Origin of the sequence: Fibrobacter sp. UWB4 (assembly GCF_002210345.1) — a bacterium.
Classification (GTDB): Bacteria; Fibrobacterota; Fibrobacteria; order Fibrobacterales; family Fibrobacteraceae; genus Fibrobacter.
Genome location: NZ_MWQI01000001.1, coordinates 194,891 through 211,440 on the forward strand (window position 1 = coordinate 194,891; position 16,550 = coordinate 211,440).

Annotated in this window: 16 protein-coding genes and 1 tRNA gene; 11 read left to right on the plus strand and 6 right to left on the minus strand. The window is 47.8% G+C overall.

The features are described 5' to 3' along the window. Window positions 1–77 precede the first annotated feature (77 nt). The 3 genes from lnt to B7990_RS00855 all read right to left on the minus strand — a co-directional run bounded on the left by lnt (window position 78) and on the right by B7990_RS00855 (window position 3,587). Window positions 78–2,006: an apolipoprotein N-acyltransferase gene (gene lnt / locus B7990_RS00845; RefSeq protein ID WP_254917255.1), complete on the minus strand. Its 1,929-nt coding sequence runs from the start codon at window positions 2,004–2,006 to the stop codon at window positions 78–80. A 153-nt stretch (window positions 2,007–2,159) separates the two neighbouring features. Next, window positions 2,160–2,846: a 16S rRNA (cytidine(1402)-2'-O)-methyltransferase gene (rsmI, locus tag B7990_RS00850; RefSeq protein WP_073423278.1), complete on the minus strand. Its 687-nt coding sequence runs from the start codon at window positions 2,844–2,846 to the stop codon at window positions 2,160–2,162. 240 nt (window positions 2,847–3,086) lie between these two features. Beyond that, on the minus strand, window positions 3,087–3,587 hold the full coding sequence (locus B7990_RS00855; RefSeq protein ID WP_254917256.1) for a hypothetical protein: 501 nt from the start codon (window positions 3,585–3,587) through the stop codon (window positions 3,087–3,089). 118 nt (window positions 3,588–3,705) lie between these two features. Between B7990_RS00855 and B7990_RS00860 the strand changes: the two genes are divergently transcribed. Beyond that, window positions 3,706–4,425, plus strand: a complete 720-nt coding sequence (locus B7990_RS00860) for a UDP-2,3-diacylglucosamine diphosphatase (RefSeq protein ID WP_088639186.1) — start codon at window positions 3,706–3,708, stop codon at window positions 4,423–4,425. Window positions 4,426–4,443: 18 nt separating this feature from the next. Here B7990_RS00860 and B7990_RS00865 read toward each other — a convergent pair whose 3' ends face one another. The 3 genes from B7990_RS00865 to B7990_RS00875 all read right to left on the minus strand — a co-directional run bounded on the left by B7990_RS00865 (window position 4,444) and on the right by B7990_RS00875 (window position 6,612). Next, a complete protein-coding gene (locus B7990_RS00865) occupies window positions 4,444–4,875 on the minus strand; it encodes a hypothetical protein (protein ID WP_088639187.1) in 432 nt (143 codons plus the stop codon). Window positions 4,876–4,906: 31 nt separating this feature from the next. Then, entirely contained in the window at window positions 4,907–5,644 is a 738-nt protein-coding gene (locus B7990_RS00870) for a hypothetical protein (protein ID WP_088639188.1), read from the minus strand. A 191-nt stretch (window positions 5,645–5,835) separates the two neighbouring features. Beyond that, window positions 5,836–6,612, minus strand: coding sequence for an alpha/beta hydrolase (locus B7990_RS00875; RefSeq protein ID WP_088639918.1), 777 nt, complete (start codon window positions 6,610–6,612; stop codon window positions 5,836–5,838). A 558-nt stretch (window positions 6,613–7,170) separates the two neighbouring features. Here B7990_RS00875 and B7990_RS00885 point away from each other — a divergent pair. From B7990_RS00885 to B7990_RS00925, 10 genes are all read left to right on the plus strand, one after another. Further along, window positions 7,171–8,040 carry a TIGR02147 family protein gene (locus B7990_RS00885; protein ID WP_088639190.1) on the plus strand — a complete coding sequence of 290 codons (870 nt, stop codon included), beginning with the start codon at window positions 7,171–7,173 and terminating at the stop codon, window positions 8,038–8,040. Further along, a complete protein-coding gene (locus tag B7990_RS00890) occupies window positions 8,027–9,445 on the plus strand; it encodes a hypothetical protein (protein ID WP_088639191.1) in 1,419 nt (472 codons plus the stop codon). Before B7990_RS00885 ends, B7990_RS00890 begins: the two co-directional genes overlap by 14 nt. Before the next feature lie 57 nt (window positions 9,446–9,502). Next, a tRNA-Gln gene (locus B7990_RS00895) sits at window positions 9,503–9,573 on the plus strand. A gap of 489 nt (window positions 9,574–10,062) precedes the next feature. Next, window positions 10,063–10,824 (plus strand): RNA methyltransferase, encoded by a 762-nt coding sequence (locus B7990_RS00900; protein WP_088639192.1) that lies wholly within the window; start codon window positions 10,063–10,065, stop codon window positions 10,822–10,824. Between the two features lie 134 nt (window positions 10,825–10,958). Then, a complete protein-coding gene (gene trxA / locus B7990_RS00905) occupies window positions 10,959–11,282 on the plus strand; it encodes a thioredoxin (protein ID WP_088629436.1) in 324 nt (107 codons plus the stop codon). 90 nt (window positions 11,283–11,372) lie between these two features. Then, window positions 11,373–12,164, plus strand: a complete 792-nt coding sequence (gene hisF / locus B7990_RS00910; protein ID WP_088639193.1) for an imidazole glycerol phosphate synthase subunit HisF — start codon at window positions 11,373–11,375, stop codon at window positions 12,162–12,164. A gap of 1 nt (window position 12,165) precedes the next feature. Beyond that, the gene (locus B7990_RS00915) at window positions 12,166–13,566 is read left to right on the plus strand and encodes a TldD/PmbA family protein (RefSeq protein WP_088639194.1); all 1,401 of its coding nucleotides are present in this window, start codon (window positions 12,166–12,168) and stop codon (window positions 13,564–13,566) included. A gap of 817 nt (window positions 13,567–14,383) precedes the next feature. After that, entirely contained in the window at window positions 14,384–15,247 is an 864-nt protein-coding gene (locus tag B7990_RS00920; protein WP_141099193.1) for a hypothetical protein, read from the plus strand. A gap of 18 nt (window positions 15,248–15,265) precedes the next feature. Next, window positions 15,266–15,403, plus strand: coding sequence for a hypothetical protein (locus tag B7990_RS14895; protein WP_176407161.1), 138 nt, complete (start codon window positions 15,266–15,268; stop codon window positions 15,401–15,403). Between the two features lie 3 nt (window positions 15,404–15,406). Beyond that, a complete protein-coding gene (locus tag B7990_RS00925) occupies window positions 15,407–16,513 on the plus strand; it encodes a nucleotidyltransferase family protein (protein ID WP_141099194.1) in 1,107 nt (368 codons plus the stop codon). Window positions 16,514–16,550 lie beyond the last annotated feature (37 nt).

The window sequence follows — 16,550 nt, forward strand, 5'->3', positions numbered from 1 at the left end:
GAGCGGGCGTCTCCATTTTCACTTAACAAGAAGGAGATTCCCGCTTTCGCGGGAAAGACATCATTGAGTAAGGTTTGCTATAACTTATTTTTCAATTTTCCAAGCGCAAACATCGCTACAAGGTAGATCGCAAAGAACCAGAGCAAGAACTTTTCAAAGAATTCACCGACAGATGTGTAGATGGTGCTCCTCGTCTTGAGGGGCATCTTTCTTTGTATGACGCGTTCTTCGAAAATGTTCGTGTTCTGATCGTAGTGACCATACTGGTCGATGAATGCTGATACGCCGCTGTTTGCAAGGCGAGCAACCGGGTAACCGTAAGTTACAGCGAGGTGGCGTACGATGTTCAGGTGCTGGAAAGGCGCTGTGCTGCGGCCGAACCATCCGTCGTTCGTGATGTTTACCATCAGGCGGGAACCGGCCTGGATTGCTTCTCGGATGAGATCTCCGAAAATCGCGTCGTAGCAGATGTAGGGCGTCCAGTTGTAAGGACCGTAAACTGGAGTTTCCTTTCCGGGAACGAAATCGCCTTCGCCAAGATCGACATAGTTCAAAATGGGGAAAACGTCATCGAAAGGAATGCGTTCGCTAAAAGGAACGAGATGCTTTTTGATGTATCGCTTGGGAAAATCATTGTCACCTGGCGTAAACAGGAATGATGCGTTGTAGATCTCGAAGCGACGCGGGTTGTTCATGTCGTTTGAAATTCGCTTGTAGTCCAGCGCTCCGGTCAGGATGCTTGCGTTTCTCATGTCTGCCATTTGGTGCAAACGTCTGAGAATGATCGGCTGCCTACGGATGTGGTCTGGGATTGCTGTCTCAGCGAGGAGGATTATGTTGGTGCCCGGTTGAGCGCTGTCCAGCGCCATGTTAAATGTCTTGGTGATTATGGAATCGAAACGGGTTTTGCTCCACTTGACGCCTTGCGTAATGCTTGGCTGCACCATGGCAATTGACGGATTTTCAGGAGCGTCGGCGTTATAGTATGGAGAAGCTTCAGAGGATGAGAGTACACAAGATCCGTGAATCAAAAGAGTCAGGAAAATCACGAAAGGAATGGCGAAGATCGCAAATTTTTTGCGGCCTTTCTGCAAGAATGCATAAGCGACGGCCTGGTTCGAGGCGACAATGAGAATGGAGTAGCCGAATACGCCGATGATGGAAAGAGCCTGAATCAGTTCGAGGTGGTTACCGAATGTGTAGCCGAGATGACTCCACGGGAATGCGAAGTCACCTGTTGTGCGCACCATTTCAATTCCTGCAAAGAAAACCGGGAAGAGGATCAGCAGGTAGGCTTTGCCCTTGATCTTTAAATTCTTGGCGGTGGAATAAGCAAATGCGGCGAGGACATTGAACAAGCTGAGGTATGCGATGAGGAGGATGAGGCCGAGGAAGATGAGTCCCGAAGGCGCTGTCTCTACGTTCATCACATTGCGGATCCAGTAGTAATTGATGGTATTGTAGACCATGCTTGCCCAGAATGTCGCAAAGACTGCGGTCTCGCGATTGTACTTGTTGAGCATGATGAACCATGGTACAAGTAGCACGAGCATAGCGGGACCAAGCGGCAGGGGCGGGAATGCGAATGCGACGAAAATCCAGGAAATTGTAGCCAGGGCGAGAGCGATGCGGGCGTCTTTTTGCTTAAAGAGCTTCACGTTCCAGCGTGCAAAAAGCGAGAACCAGTAAAGCATCATCGGGATGAACGTCGTTACAATCTGGAAAAGCCCTGCATGGCTGCGCGTGACGTAATCCAGCGCTAGGAACGCAAAGACGATGATGCCGTATGTATTCATGAACCGCGCAAACGGGCGGCGGGCGTTTTTGAAGAACAGGAACGGGATTGCTGCAACGATAGGCAAAAGCTGCGGAAGTTGCGTGTAAAGCCCCGGCGTATCCGGACGCAACAAGAATAACACGAATTCAACGGCAACAAGAATCGCGACGTAAACCTTGTACGCCCGCGGAAGAGTCTTCAGTTTATTTAAAATATGATCAGTAGTCATTTTTATCTATGGGGTCGGCGCGTTGCGCCTTTGGGGTCGCTTCGCTTTGAGGTTGTCAGGTATGGGATTGTGAGGTTGAATGCTTTTTAGAATTTGCTCATAGCCGAAAGCGTAGCGTGCTCAGAGAGCGAAGCTCGACCTCATGCCCGAATCTCACAAACCGCTTTTGTCTTGAGGATTGAACACGAGTACGAATTCGCCTTTGGGCGGGTGCGATTTGAAGTGCGCAGAAATCTCCGTCGGCGTTCCGATGAGGTGTTCCTCGAACTTCTTGGTAAGTTCGCGCATCAATGCAATCTTGATATCTCCAAAGACAAGCTTGATTTCTTCGACGAACTTGTCGATGTTGTGCGGGCTTGCGTAGAAAATCTGTGTCGCTTCTTCGTCTTTCAGCTTCTCGAGCAAGTGGATGCGCTGGGCGCTCTTCTTGGGAGAGAAATACTGGAACGTAAAGTGGTCGGTCGGCATGCCGCACGAGACGAGTGCGGTAATCATCGCGCACGGTCCCGGGATGGCACGGACATCAATTCCTTCGCGAACGCATTCGCGCACGAGATTGAATGCCGGGTCTGCAACGCCGGGCGTTCCAGCATCGCTTACGAGTGCGATGTCGCCAGTGTTCTTCAAGAAGTCAACGTACTTGGGCGTGACCTTTTCTTTGTTGAAGTCATGGTAGGCTTCCATGGGCGTCGTGATGCCGTAATTGTCAAAGAGAATTCTCGAATGGCGGGTGTCTTCGGCAAGGACGAGGGGAACTTCCTTAAGGATGCGCACAGCGCGGTAGGTGATGTCTTCCATGTTCCCGATGGGAGTCGCTACGATGTATAAAGTGTATGACATGATGTAAAAATAGATTTTAGACGGGAGACGAGAGACGAAAGACGAAAGAAAAATAGTGATTAGTGGTTTGTAGGCGGTAGGAAGTAGGAAGAATGTGTCATCCTGAGCGAAGTCGAAGGATCTAGTTAAGTGCCGAAGTTTCTTTGTGGTATCTAGTAGTGCGTAGACAAGAATTTACTGGATTCTTCGTCCCTACGGAACTCAGAATGACGTTTCTCTACAATGACTAATAACTAAGTGCTAATAGTCGCTTGCGCTGTTTAAATCGGTGAGCCTGTTTGCGTTGAGTTCAAACGCCAGACGCTGCACGAGCTTGCGGTGCATTTCATTGGAAGCCTTGTTCACGAGGTCTGTGCGCATGCGCCCGTAAAGAATGGCTTTAACGTCTTGCTGCTCAATGAATTCCACATGGCGTACAAGCGCCCCGTTGCAGAATATTCTGGCCGAAAGGGCGTATGTCCAGGATTCATTGACGGGGAGAATTGGCCATAGCGGAATGAGGACGCCGATATTCCAGGCGGAGTTCGGTTCGTTTTGCTGGACTGTTGCCTTGATAGTCGCTTCGCCGCGGCAGGCTTCGCGCGGAAAATCTGTAGCGCTTGCAGCTTCCGTGTAGGCTCGCAGCAAATCCTGTGATAGCTCAAGAGAATCACCGCCATAAATGAACGGTATATTTCCGAAAAAACTGTTTTTTTCGGTTGTCAGGGGGATTCCTTCGAGGTTCCCCTGTGTAAGTTTCATGGAGCATCCAGAGAAAAATGCTGCTAAAGCGACGGCTAAACATGAAAATTTGACGATGGAGCGCATGTCTCAAAGATATAAAAAAACGAACGTCATCGATTTTATTTAGATTGTGCCTATGGAATTGCCTGCTTATTTTATTAGTGACGCTCATTTAGGAATCGACCCGCCGGGTGCGGTCCCCGACAGGGAGCAAATGTTTGTTCGGCTTCTTTCTTCGTGGAAGGGCAAGGCGAGTCATGTCGTCGTGGTTGGCGATCTTTTTGAATTCTGGTACGAGTACAACTATTATATAGCGTCGGCACATTTCGATTTATACCGCGCCTTTGCAGAACTTGTAGAATCTGGTGTAGAAGTCCATGTCTTGCAGGGAAATCATGATTTTGCCTATGGAGACTTTTTCCCGAAACATTTGGGTGTTCCTGTCCATAAATCCTTGATTCTCGAAATTCAGGGTAAGCGCGTGTTTTTTACACATGGCGATGGCGTTCCCAAGTCTGATTCCGGTTATCGAATAATGCGCAAAATTCTGGATTTACCGTTAAATAGGTTCCTATTTAAGCAGATTCATCCAGACTGGGGAATGGGGATCGCCCGTTTTGTCGGGCGCAACAGCCGTAAATGTGGCGAACATCGTGTCGTCCGGATTGATGAATATCTAGAATGGGGCGACCGCATGCTGAAGAAGGAACATTGCGATTACTGCATTCACGGTCATCACCACCATGCAGGAATCTGGAATACGCCCAATGGCGTAGTCGCTTCTCCCGGAGAGTTTATAAAAAATCCCGCCATCCTCTGTATGGAGAATGGCGGGCTGAAACTTGTTTCGCTTTAGTCGAAGACTGGTAGAAACCTATTTCTCAAGGTCTTCAGCGTGTTTTTCTGATGATTTGACCAGTTTCTTGCTTGAGTTTGTACCCCAGAGCTTAGCAACTAGGTCCACGCTGGCGAACTTTTGCCAATATTCTTCTACCCAACACCAATGGTGAACAACGCCTTTTTCGTCAGTAATCGTCCAATTTTTCTTTACAGAGAACGTCATTGTCTGAGGTTGCTGTGTATAGAATGGATCGGACGACGGTTCCGGATCGATCGTTATTGTCCACTCCCTGTCTACGGTGCGCTTATATATACCGATATTAAACGCTAAGAGCAGGATTAAGGTGATGATGCTCCACTTGTAGTTCTTTTTCGTCAGCAGATATATTAATAGGAGAACCAGTAATATACATAACGCTGCGAAATTATAGTGAGTCGGATAAAATACTTTGAGAACCTCAATCATTTTATCACCTCTCTTCTGGAACTAAAGTGAATTACTTCTTCTTTGCTGCCTTCTGCTGAGCGACGAGGGCTGCGACGCTGAACGTGAGGACGTTCTTGTCGACCTGGCTTTCAGTACGGAAGCTCTTGAGCGGAAGAGCGATGCCGTGAGAGGAAAGCGTACCCATGAACGATGCATTGGCATGGCTTGCGATTGTACGGACGTTGATGAAGCCCTTGTTCTTGCTGAAGGTCAGCTTAAAGGTCTTCTTGGCTGCATCATATTCAGCAACCATCGTCTTGTTTTCCTTAGTATTCAGAGCATTTTTGGTGTTGTGGTCAAAAATGATGGTACCACGGGTGTCGATGGAAAGCATGGTCTTGTTGCCCACAGCGTTACGGCATGCGAGAGTCGTCCATTCGCCCTTCTTCTTGGAACCCTTTGCAGTGAAGACATACTTGTTGCCTTCCTTGACCAAAGTGTAAGCACCGGTTGCTACCTGAAGACCGATGGCATTGAATGCGCCCTTGAAGTAAAGGAACTTAGACTTGGAACCGATGATTCCGTTAATGAAGCGGAAAGATGTGGACTTCGGGGTCTTGATCGGCGTGATTGCAATGCGCTTGCCTGCCGGATCGACTTCGACGTCTACATAAGGACCGACATCGACTGTTCTGCCATCTTCAGTCTTGGTCTGAGTGGCAAGCTTGTCGAGCTTGAGGGCCTTGACAGCTTCTTCCGGGAATCTGATGAAGCCGCGAACATCCATTTTAACGATTACGTTTTCCATTTACACCTCTTTTGTTTGTTTTTTGTTTTGATTGACGATAAAATAAAAATTTATAGTCCAAATGTCAAAGAATTTCACGAAAAAAGCATGTACAAATGATAAAAATAGCTTTTTCGTAACCAATAACATCTGTTGTATAAAAAATAATAATAAAAAAGTAAAATGTTGCAACAAATGAAAAAATTTTTTCTTTATTTGCGGATAATCACGTTTGATATGGCTTCGGATAGGGTTTGAGAGCCTCGCTTTGATAAGTTAATGTCCTCAAATGACAGCTTGAATGTATTAGTTCGCTCGTTAAAACGGGCCCTGTCTGACAGAATCACTACGTTATTGGAGGTGGAAATGTCCTTTTTTTCGATCTTTACGTCAGCACGGACAAGAAATTTTGGGTAAAGGAGGCGATATTTGTCGGAAATTGCATCGGCAATACTCCAAATTGGATCAATTAGAAGGATGTTGTTTTCCTTTTTGACCATTTTTGTCGCTAAAATGGCTCCTGTCCCGCGTCCAGCGACGATTTTTGGTGGTCTCCCGTTTATCTGTGTTGCGCATTCGTGAATCATCTGTGCGTCGGATATGAATGTTTCTTCAGAAGGTGTACCTTTGTTTTCTCCGCTTCCACGGTAATTGAATGTTGCTGCGGCATAGCCGGGGAGGCTGTCCAGTTCGGCGAGGAACTGTGCTGCGTCTTCGTCGGCATCGGGATAATAAAGGAGGACATTGTTCTGTTCGTTTCCGACAATGAAGCCTTCAAGAACCGTGCCGTCATCGAGTGTGCAATTGATGTTTTTTGCCTTGTCTGCGATAGCGGCTCGAGCTTCGTTGTGGGTGATTGCGCGCGGGAATGCGTTTCGGCGTTCGGTAAGCGCCAGGTAAAAGATCATGCTTACATATATAATAAGGAGGATGCCTGCAAGGCGGAGGATGCGGCTAAGCGTTCCCAGAGCAAGTTCTTTTATTTTCATAAAGTAGTCGTTAGTCATTAGTCGATCGTTATTAGTTAGTAGTGAATTTAGAAAAATGCAGACATCCTGGCCCATCGCCGTCATCCTGACGCTGAAAGCGGAAGGATCCAGTGAAGTCTTGTTGTTGGTGGAGTGTGACTGGATACTTCGCTGCGCTCAGCATGACGGGAATCAAGATTGCATGCTGGGTCCAAAAACACAAATGCGTAGGCCGAGAGTCGCGAAAGAGGATGGTGTGGGCAAAAAAAACACAAATGCGTAAGGCGAGAGTCGCGGCCATGCTTGCATGGACATGACCGAGCCGTAGTGTTTGGTTTTTTGACCCTTTGGGTCAAAAACAAAAGGACTTCCGGTGGAGTACAACCGGAAGTCCGAGGGATGGGATTGGGTGTTCCTTTAAATTAAGCAATTTTTTTTGAAAGCGTATCACCTAAAAAATAAAAAGTGTTCTCGAAGTGTTCTTTTTTGCCGAATTTAGAATGGTATAGGGCATTTTTTCGGTATGTTTTCAAAAACAGGTGTTCCCAAAAATTTCAAAAAAAATTAGATTTCTTTTTGATGAACGTATATGCCTACTACAATTATCGAAAGTACCTTCAGGACTACTATGAATATCGTAAGTCCGTGCAGAGGTATTTCTCGTACCGGTCTTTTGCAAAGAAGGCTGGGTATTCCTCGTCCGGTTTATATCTGGACTTGATTCGCGGACGCAAATCTCTCACCCCGCAGATGATTCCAAAGTTTATTGAAGCTCTTGGACTCAATGAAAGGGAAGGCCGCTACTTTACCTTGATGGTTGATTTCACGCATGCGACGACAGCGTCTTCGAAACAGCAGATCTTTGATCAGATGTCGGCGCTTTTGCCGCGTACCATCAAGAACTTGACCAAGAACCAGCAGGAATACTACAGCAAGTGGTACTATGTTGTAGCTCGCGAAGCTCTTGCCGTTTTGAAGATTAACGACAAGAACATTCAGGAACTCGCGCTTTTCCTGAATCCGAAAATTTCTCTCCCGCAGGCAAAACAGACTATTCAGCTCCTTCTCAATTTGGGACTTATAGAGCTTGGCGATGATGGATTCTACCATTCCGTAAACAAGGCAATTACGAATGGCAGTGAAATCGCCCCGCTTTTCGTTCATCAGTTCCAAAAGCAGATGATTGATTTGGGCAAGGATGCGCTAGATCACTACAGTACGGAACGTAGAAATGTATCTTGTATGACGATGAGTGTATCGGCGCAGGGATTGGAACGTATAATTAGCAAGATTGACTTGTTCCGCAAGGAAATCGTAGATATAGTCCGCTCGGATGAAGGCGAATCTATGGTTTGCGAATTGAACATCCAGTTCTTCCCGCTGAGCAAGGAAAAGTTGGCTCTTCCGCCAGAGGCCGATGATGGGGAGGGTGAAGATGAAATTTGCTAAGTCTTATCTAGGTGTACTTTCTGCACTTTGTGTTTGCATGTTTGCTTGCACGGGTGAAAATGGCGACATTGCAGGTACCGTCACGGATACGGGGAATACGATCGCGCTTGGCGGCGTCGTGACTCGTACCGATGGATCCCGTGCTGTTGCCGCTATGGTTCGCATGGCTCGTGAACCTGTTGTCGGTGATACTCTTTCTGAACTGGAGTATGTTGAAACGGTAACGGACTCGCAGGGCGTGTTCTCGTTTGATTCTGTGTTGGCCGATACGTTCCAGCTGGCCGTCGTTGACGCTGAACACCAGGAAATTTCGTATAAGCCGCGTGCGACTGTGACGAAAACGAAGAAGGGTACGGTGTTGGATAGCATCAAGCTTGAAAAGGCCGCCGTGTTTAGCAGTGTGCTTCTGTATGAAAATGTGTCCGAACCATCTGTGGTGGTCGGGGATCATTTCAAGGTGTTCATGCCGGGTACGCCGTTCTCCCAGAGTGTGTTTGCTGGGGATTCTTTCTCCATGCTTATTCCTGCTGGTGAATGGTGGTTTGGGTTCTGTCCGGGCGATCCTCAGATCGTGGCTCGACTTACTGATTCCGGTATGGCCGATTCATTAATTTATCGTACATGGAGCATGGACGGTAAGATAAAGTCGGGAGACACGCTTTCTAAAGGCCCGTTTATCTGGAGCCCGACGATGGAGGTCGATTCTCTTATCAAGCTCGAAGAACGAAAAGCCAAGAAGCCTTATATATCCGGTGTCGTGAAGTGTGGCTCTGAAAAGACTTGCTCGAATGTTCAGGTTGGCGTGATTACTGACTTGTATGGCTTTGACTTTGTTGAAGGTGATTCTACAAGTTTTGTGTGGCAGACGGTGACGGACTCTTCTGGACGCTGGGTGTTGCCTGCTCCGGAAAAGGTCCCTTATGATAGTCTTCGCATGGAATATCGATTGCTTTCCGAAGAAGGAAAAGTAATTTTGGCCGGTGTAAGTCGCTATGTAAGAGCTTCTGAACTCAAAGGCTTGAAAGATACTCTTAAGCTTGAAGAATCTGAGCTTCTGCCGCCATCGGTGCTTGTAAGTGGTGTCAAGCTTGCTATTGACGGTGCCGATACCGATACGACAGAAATCGATAACTGCATGGCCAACAGCGTGGTTGTGGGTCTGAAGGGTACAAGCCATTTTGTGAGAGAAATGGTTTGCAATATGCTCAAGATTGAAAATATTCCGGCCGGTGGGCATGATATCGTTTTGTACTCGGGCGATCCTAAGGTTGTGAAGACACTCCAGGAATCGGGTGCCGAAATAGGTGATTATGTGAGAGCTGCTCATGTCCAGTTGCCGAAAAATGATACTCTGGATCAGCAATGGATGACATACGAACCGCCAACTTTGCAATTTGTGAAATAATTTTTCAATTACCCCTTGCAAAACTGAAAATTATTTTCTAAAATTGGTGCGCACTGATGAGCTATGGTGTAACGGTAGCACAACAGATTCTGACTCTGTTTGTCTAGGTTCGAATCCTGGTAGCTCAACTAAAGTCCCTCTACTCCGAGGGGCTTTTTTTTGTGCGGTGGGTGGCGCCGAGATGCCGCCGGATGTGCGGAAATGTCGCGGGGGCGCGCGAAATTTTGAAAAAAGTGCGTTTTTTTACGTCAAAAATGATGGAAAAGTACGGAAAATGACGTAAAATTTTGTACAAACTAAGTAAATCTTGCGAAAAAATGATTGAAAATGGGTGAGGTGCCTGCTTGCTTGGTGCTTTTTGGTGCTTTGGGGCTAAAAATTTGGCTTGGAAGGGCGCCAAAATGTTGAAAAAAACTAAAATATTACATACAAAGTTAAAATTTTACGTCAAAAATTGATGTTTGTGGGCTTTTTTTACGTAAATTTGGGCGATTTTCGAAAATTTGAATTTTTACAGGTGATGTAGTTTGTTTGTACCCAGCCGATTTACCAGTTTTTATTTTGCATTTTTGCCAGCTCTCGTCTCTCGTCTCACATCTTTCGTCTATATTTGTGCTATGGAATTTTTCGACTACTTTGAAGAGGTTTATGGCGAGCGCTGGCCTGCGTTGCTGGAATCGCTGAAAGGCGAGGGCTGTGCTACAAAGCTTCAGTTCGATGAAGCCTTGGAACCATACTTTTTGGACGAGGCTTCGGTGTTTGCGGCTAAGGCGCTTGCGGTAGAGCCTGGAATGGACGTGCTCGACATGTGTGCCGCTCCGGGCGGTAAGTCGCTTGTGATTGCCTCGATGCTCAAGGGTGAGGGTTCGCTCCAGTGCAATGACCGCTCGCCGGATAGGCGTCTGCGTTTGTTGCATGTGCTCGAAAATTCCTTGCCGGAGTCTTGGCGCTCGATCATCAGCGTCACGGGCTACGATGGCGTGAAGTTCGGTATGCACAAGAAGGAATGCTACGACCGCATTTTGCTTGATGCGCCGTGCTCTTCGGATAGGCATGTGCTGAATTCGCCTTCGCATCTGGAAGTGTGGTCGGTGAAGCGCGTGAAGCGCTTGTCGGTGGAACAGGGGTCGCTCCTTGCATCGGCGGTGGATGCGCTTAGGCCGGGTGGCGAGCTGATTTACGGAACTTGTGCGCTTTCGCCTCTCGAAAACGATGCCGTAGTTGCCAAGATCCTGAAAAAACGCAAGATGATGGAATTTGTTCGAATTGAGGACTTGCCGGAGGGCGCGGACCGCACGGAACTCGGTGTTCATATTTTGCCGGACAAGACCCGTGGCTGCGGACCTATCTATTGCGCGAAGATGGTTAAGAGGGTTTAGGTGAATTGTCATCTTGAGTGAAACGAAAGATCCAGTAAAGTTATTTGCTAGAAATAACTGGATTCCTCGTCCTGACGGACTCAGAATGACGTTGTAGTTTGCTATATTTCCTATCGGTATATAGGAGATTTTTTATGGCAGCATTGAATCTTACTGCAGAATCCTTTGATAAAGTTATTTCTTCGGGGCAGCTTGTGCTCGTTGACTTCTGGGCTACCTGGTGCCGCCCGTGCATGATGATGGGTCCGGTGGTCGAAGAACTTTCCAACGAATTTGATGGCCGCGCAATCGTTGCAAAGATCAACGTCGATGACGAAGGTGTTTCGGACATTTGCGCTCGTTTTGGCATCACGAACATCCCGAACATGAAGTTGTTCAAAAACGGTGTCGAAGTGGGCAACGTTGTCGGTGCCGTGCCGAAGAACACGCTCAAGAACGCCATCGAAAAGAATCTCTAATCGCTTGGAAAAATGCGTTTGAAAGAGCTCGGTTTGATGTACCGGGCTCTTTGTTGTTGACGGCTTTTGCCAGTTTTCTACATTTGGAATATGCTCACGAAACGTTTAATTGTTTGCTTGGATGTCCGTAACCGCAAGGTCACGAAGGGTGTAAAGTTTAAAGGTAATATCGACATTGGCGATCCCGTAGAAATGGGTGCGCGTTACAGCGATGACGGTGTCGATGAACTTGTCTTTTATGATATCACGGCGAGTGCCGAAAACCGCCCGTGTGACATGGAAATGATTCGCCAGATTGCAAAGCGCGTGTTTATCCCGTTTGCAGTGGGTGGCGGTATACGCAACTTGGACGACATGCACGAAGCTCTCCTCGCAGGGGCCGAAAAGGTGAGCGTGAACAGCCTTGCTGTGCTGCACCCGGAAATCATTGCCGAAGGCGCGAAGGCGTTTGGACGCCAGTGCATCGTGCTTGGCATGGATGCGAAGTTCGTGGGCGTTTCGGATAAGATTCCGAGCGGTTACGAAGTGTTTATTCGCGGTGGCCGCCAGGCGATGGGCATCGACGCTTTGCAGTGGGCAAAGCGCGCCGAAGATCTCGGCGTTGGCGAAATCTGCTTGAACTCCATCGACACCGATGGCGTCAAGAACGGTTACGAACTCACGATTACCGACATGATTGCAAAGGCTGTGCAAGTGCCTGTGATTGCAAGTGGCGGTGCTGGAACTCCGGCTCACATCGTGGACTTGTTCCGCAAGACGAGTGCCGATGCGGCACTGGTCGCGTCGATGGTACATTTTGGCGATTATACGGTCCCTGGTATCAAGGGCGAAATGCTTGCTGCCGGAATCCCGGTGCGCAAGAAGATGAACGGCGAGGTATAAAGTGAATCCGGAAGTTGCCGTCAAGATTTTTGAAGCCGGCAAAAGTGCCGGGGCTGACTTTGTTGAAATTTTTGAAGAAGAGACCCGCAGTTCAAGCCTCGGCTTGAAGGATCGCCAGATTGAAACGGCGACCGCGGGTACCGAGTACGGTATCGGCGTTCGCCTTTTGTACGGGACGGAAGTCCTGTACGGGTTCACGAGTGACGACAGCGAAGAAGCTCTTATAAAGCTTGTGAAGACGCTTGCGTTCGGGCGCATTGCCGCCGCAGCGGGGGCGGAAGGCGCGGCTGCAAGGCCGTTTGAATTTGCGCCTGAAAAGCGCGTTTGCGATTTTAACACGGCTGTTTACAAGGATCCGCGTGTGCTCGGACAGGCCATGAAGCAGGACTTCTTGTTCCGTGCAGACAAGGCGGCCCGTGCGCTCTCGCCGAAGATTGCTCAGGTGGGCGCTAGCGTAACCGACAGCTGCACTTCGATTTCTCTTTTGAATAGCGAAGGCTTGCATCTGGAAATGACTCGTGGCCGCTTGCGTGTAAACGTGAACGTGACGGCAACGGACGGCACGGAACGCTTGACGACGCACGAAGCTCCGGGCGCTCTTGGCGGTTATGAACTTTTAGCAAACTATTCTCCGGAAGCTTTAGCAACGGAATGTGGCGAGCGAGTGCTGCGCATGCTCGATGCCGGCTACATCACAGGCGGCCAGATGCCGGTCGTGATGGGCAATGGCTTTGGCGGCGTGATTTTCCACGAAGCATGCGGCCATCCGCTGGAGACTGAATCTATCCGTCGCAATGCAAGCCCGTTCTGCGGAAAGCTTGGTGAAGCGATTGGCCAGCCTTGCTTGACTGCTATTGACGATGGCACGATGGATGGCGTGTGGGGTAGCCTCAAGTACGATGACGAAGGAACGCCGACGCAGCGCACGACGCTTATCGAAAACGGCATCTTGAAAACGTACATGAGCGACCGTGTGGGCGCCATGGAAGTGGGTGTGGAACGCACCGGAAGTGCCCGCCGTGAAAGCTACAAGTACGCGCCTGTAAGCCGTATGCGCAATACGTTTATCGCTCCGGGTAAGGACACGCTTGATTCCATGATTGCAAGTGTGGATAATGGTCTCTATGCGGCCCGCATGGCAGGCGGTTCTGTGAACCCGGCAACGGGCGAATTCAACTTTGCAGTCGATGAAGGTTACGTCATTCGTAATGGCAAGATTTGTGAGCCGGTCCGCGGAGCAACGCTGATCGGTAAAGGTCACGAAATCATGCCGCGCATTAGCATGGTCGGAACGGACTTTGAGCAGGCCGCAGGCGTCTGTGGCGCCTCGTCTGGACACGTGCCGGTAACCGTTGGCCAGCCCTCCATTAAGGTCGATCAAATCCTCGTCGGTGGACGATAGTACAGCATCGTCATCCTGAACGCGGAGCGTGAAGGATCCAGTTATATCTGGTTTGTAGAACAAGACTTGACTGGGTTGGGCTAAAGCCCCCAACTCTTTGGCTCGGTTATAAAAATGAGCCAGCTCATTTTTGCAACACTCGCCTTCTGAGTTGTCCTCACTTCGTTCGGAATGACGGTGAAGCATCGTCATCCTGAACGGCAAAACTGCTCGTCATCCTGAACGCGGAGCGTGAAGGATCCAGTTATATCTAGTTTGTAGAACAAGATTTAACTGGGTTCTTCGCTACGCTCAGAACGACGAGATTTTGACTTCGACTGGGTTCTTCGCTGCGCTCAGAATGACGAAATTATAACTTTAACTGGATTCCTCACTTCGTTCGGAATGACGGAGATGCTACGGAATGACGGTGTTCATAAAGGAAAAGCCCTCGTAAGAGGGCTTTGGAGTATTATGGGTTGTCATTTCGAGTAAAGTACAAAAATGTTTTGAATAAAACAAGAAAAATGGATAAAAAAGAAACAACGGCATCTCCGAAGAGGTGCCGTTGTTTTGGTGTATGGGATGTTTGGTTTTGTATCCATAAAATAGTTTAAATTGGAATAATCGTGGTATATTTTGGTTCTTTTTCTGATGTAAAGCTTTACAACGCTTACAATATTTAATTTTCACCCTTGGTGGAACTTTTTATCCCATTTTTGTTGGGCGACTTATATAAAAACTTTTAAAAAACTTACAAAAATTAGAATTATATATTGCAAGTAAGAAGATTTTAATGTATTTTGATGTCAACAATTAAGAAGAAGGACGAAAAACCATGAAAAAATTACATCTGACACGTTATGCCGCTGTGGCGACTGTCGCTCTGATGGGTTCTACGGCAGCCTGGGCTGCAACAGGAGCCAGTGCAACGGGTTCTACCTTGACGTTGCAGTCGAACGTATCATATGATAACGTTTCGATTGCTGGGGGGGAATTCTCTGGGATTAGTACAATTGTAGTTGACCGTGGAAACGTTGCAGCACCAAAATATTCGACCATCATGCTTCCGGTGACCGTTAAGGTGAGCGAAGCTGTTGAACATACTGCGAATGAAGGAAAGGTGAAAGCTGCTTATTACCCGACGAACTACAATTCGGAAACGTTCACGCTTGACATGCAAAGTACCGATGAAATTGTAGCGAACACGCCATACATTGTTGAGGTCTCGGGTGCTCCTCAAAGATTTGATTTCGAAAAAACTTCAGGTTCTTATACAATTGTGTCTACCGGCGATAACGAACATGCTACTACGTTGAGTAGTACTTGCTGGCAATTCACTGGTTCATATGTGCAAAATAGTTGGGGATCTGCGGAAAACCTTTATGGTTTCGATGCTGCTGATGGTGTTTTTGTTAAAGCTCTCAGCGCGACAATTTATCCAATGCGTGCTTACTTGACCTGTAAAAATGCTAGCCCTGTGTATGGTTTGGGTAAAGTTGCAGCCGAGGAAACTCTCCCGGATGTCATCAAAGTTCGTTTCTTGGATAAGGACGGCGGTATATTGTCCATCGGCAAGATGAACACCAGAACCGGCGACATCCAGATGCAGGACCGTTACTATGACCTCAAGGGCCGCAAGCTGAACGGCAAGCCCCAGAACAAAATCATGTACGTCAACAAGAAAGTCATTAAGCACTAGTCAAAAGGAGCATAAATTATGAAGAAAAAAGAATACGAAACTCCTAAGATGGATACCATTGATTTCGAATACAAGACAACCCTTTTGGCCGGTTCTGTTAGGGAAAATGTTATCTTTGGCATGAATAATGATGATATTACAGATCCCAAGGCTTAAGCCTTGAAACGTTCCCTTGACGAAATGTTCTGTGAACTCCTGCGAGTCGCCCTCGGGCTCTCGCAGGTTTTTCCGTATATACCGACCGACAAGGAATGGCAAGCGCTCTATACAATGGCGCATCGCCAAACACTGTTAGGGGTCGCTTATAACGCCATAGCGCGTTTACCCAAGGAATCTCAACCGCCACGTTTGTTAATGTTGCTTTGGGCAAGAGATGCCGAGGCTATCTGCGGCAAAAACCGCCTTATGAATCAGGAATCGGCCCGTTACACGCAACTGTTTGCCGAACGTGGGTTCCGCAGTGCGATCTTGAAGGGCCAAGCCAATGCGCGTTTGTATCCTGATCCATTTTCAAGGCAACCCGGCGATATTGACATCTATGTTCCCGGCGGTTACGACAAGGTTCTGGAGTTGTTACAATGTCTTGGGATTCCAAACCTTGAACATCTGACGCCTGATTATCACGACATTGAATTTGTAAATGAGAAAGGCGTCCTTGTGGAAGTTCATCACAAGCCCACGTCTGCAACATATGCTGTCCGCTTGAACAAGACTTATGACGAAATCCTGAAAGTCCTGGAACCAGAGCTTGAAAACCTGACGCTTACGCCTGAAGGCTTTTACAGCCCAAGTATCCGATTTGCGCTGCTGATGCAGCTCGTTCATTTGTACAAGCACGCTTTACTTTCGGGAATTGGTTTTAGGCAGTATATGGATTACTATATGCTGCTGACACACTCTACCGAGGCGGACCGTCAGTACACATGGGAATTCGTCAAGAAAATCGGTATGCGGCAGGGTTGTGCTGCTATTATGGGGGTCTTGGGGCGAGTCTTCAAGTTGCCAGAAGATAAAATGCTCTGCAAGCCAAGTAAATTGGGTTGCAATGTCCTGTACCGCGCGACATTTGCCGAAGGCGATTTTGGAGCTAAAAGAACATACAAACGGAATGTGAATGTGTTTAAACGATGGTTCAACGATCGTGTAAATAACTTATGTATATTTCCTGTTGCTCCTCAGTATTGCATTTACAAAGAATCTAAATATTGGATCAATACCATTTCGCTTATTCCTGAGCGTATCCGGCGTCGGAAAATTGCTCTTTAGTTTTCTTGATTGCTTGGAAACAATTCGGTTAAGCTGT

Bases quoted from the DNA above. Each gene is read 5' to 3' on its own strand.
- trxA (WP_088629436.1), top strand. From the start codon at position 10,959: ATGGCAGCATTGAATCTTACTGCAGAATCCTTTGATAAAGTTATTTCT.
- B7990_RS00875 (WP_088639918.1), bottom strand. From the start codon at position 6,612: ATGAAAATAAAAGAACTTGCTCTGGGAACGCTTAGCCGCATCCTCCGC.
- hisF (WP_088639193.1), top strand. From the start codon at position 11,373: ATGCTCACGAAACGTTTAATTGTTTGCTTGGATGTCCGTAACCGCAAG.
- B7990_RS00865 (WP_088639187.1), bottom strand. From the start codon at position 4,875: ATGATTGAGGTTCTCAAAGTATTTTATCCGACTCACTATAATTTCGCA.
- B7990_RS14895 (WP_176407161.1), top strand. From the start codon at position 15,266: ATGAAGAAAAAAGAATACGAAACTCCTAAGATGGATACCATTGATTTC.
- B7990_RS00900 (WP_088639192.1), top strand. From the start codon at position 10,063: ATGGAATTTTTCGACTACTTTGAAGAGGTTTATGGCGAGCGCTGGCCT.
- B7990_RS00890 (WP_088639191.1), top strand. From the start codon at position 8,027: ATGAAATTTGCTAAGTCTTATCTAGGTGTACTTTCTGCACTTTGTGTT.
- B7990_RS00860 (WP_088639186.1), top strand. From the start codon at position 3,706: ATGGAATTGCCTGCTTATTTTATTAGTGACGCTCATTTAGGAATCGAC.
- lnt (WP_254917255.1), bottom strand. From the start codon at position 2,006: ATGACTACTGATCATATTTTAAATAAACTGAAGACTCTTCCGCGGGCG.
- B7990_RS00870 (WP_088639188.1), bottom strand. From the start codon at position 5,644: ATGGAAAACGTAATCGTTAAAATGGATGTTCGCGGCTTCATCAGATTC.
- B7990_RS00920 (WP_141099193.1), top strand. From the start codon at position 14,384: ATGAAAAAATTACATCTGACACGTTATGCCGCTGTGGCGACTGTCGCT.
- B7990_RS00885 (WP_088639190.1), top strand. From the start codon at position 7,171: ATGAACGTATATGCCTACTACAATTATCGAAAGTACCTTCAGGACTAC.
- B7990_RS00855 (WP_254917256.1), bottom strand. From the start codon at position 3,587: ATGAAACTTACACAGGGGAACCTCGAAGGAATCCCCCTGACAACCGAA.
- rsmI (WP_073423278.1), bottom strand. From the start codon at position 2,846: ATGTCATACACTTTATACATCGTAGCGACTCCCATCGGGAACATGGAA.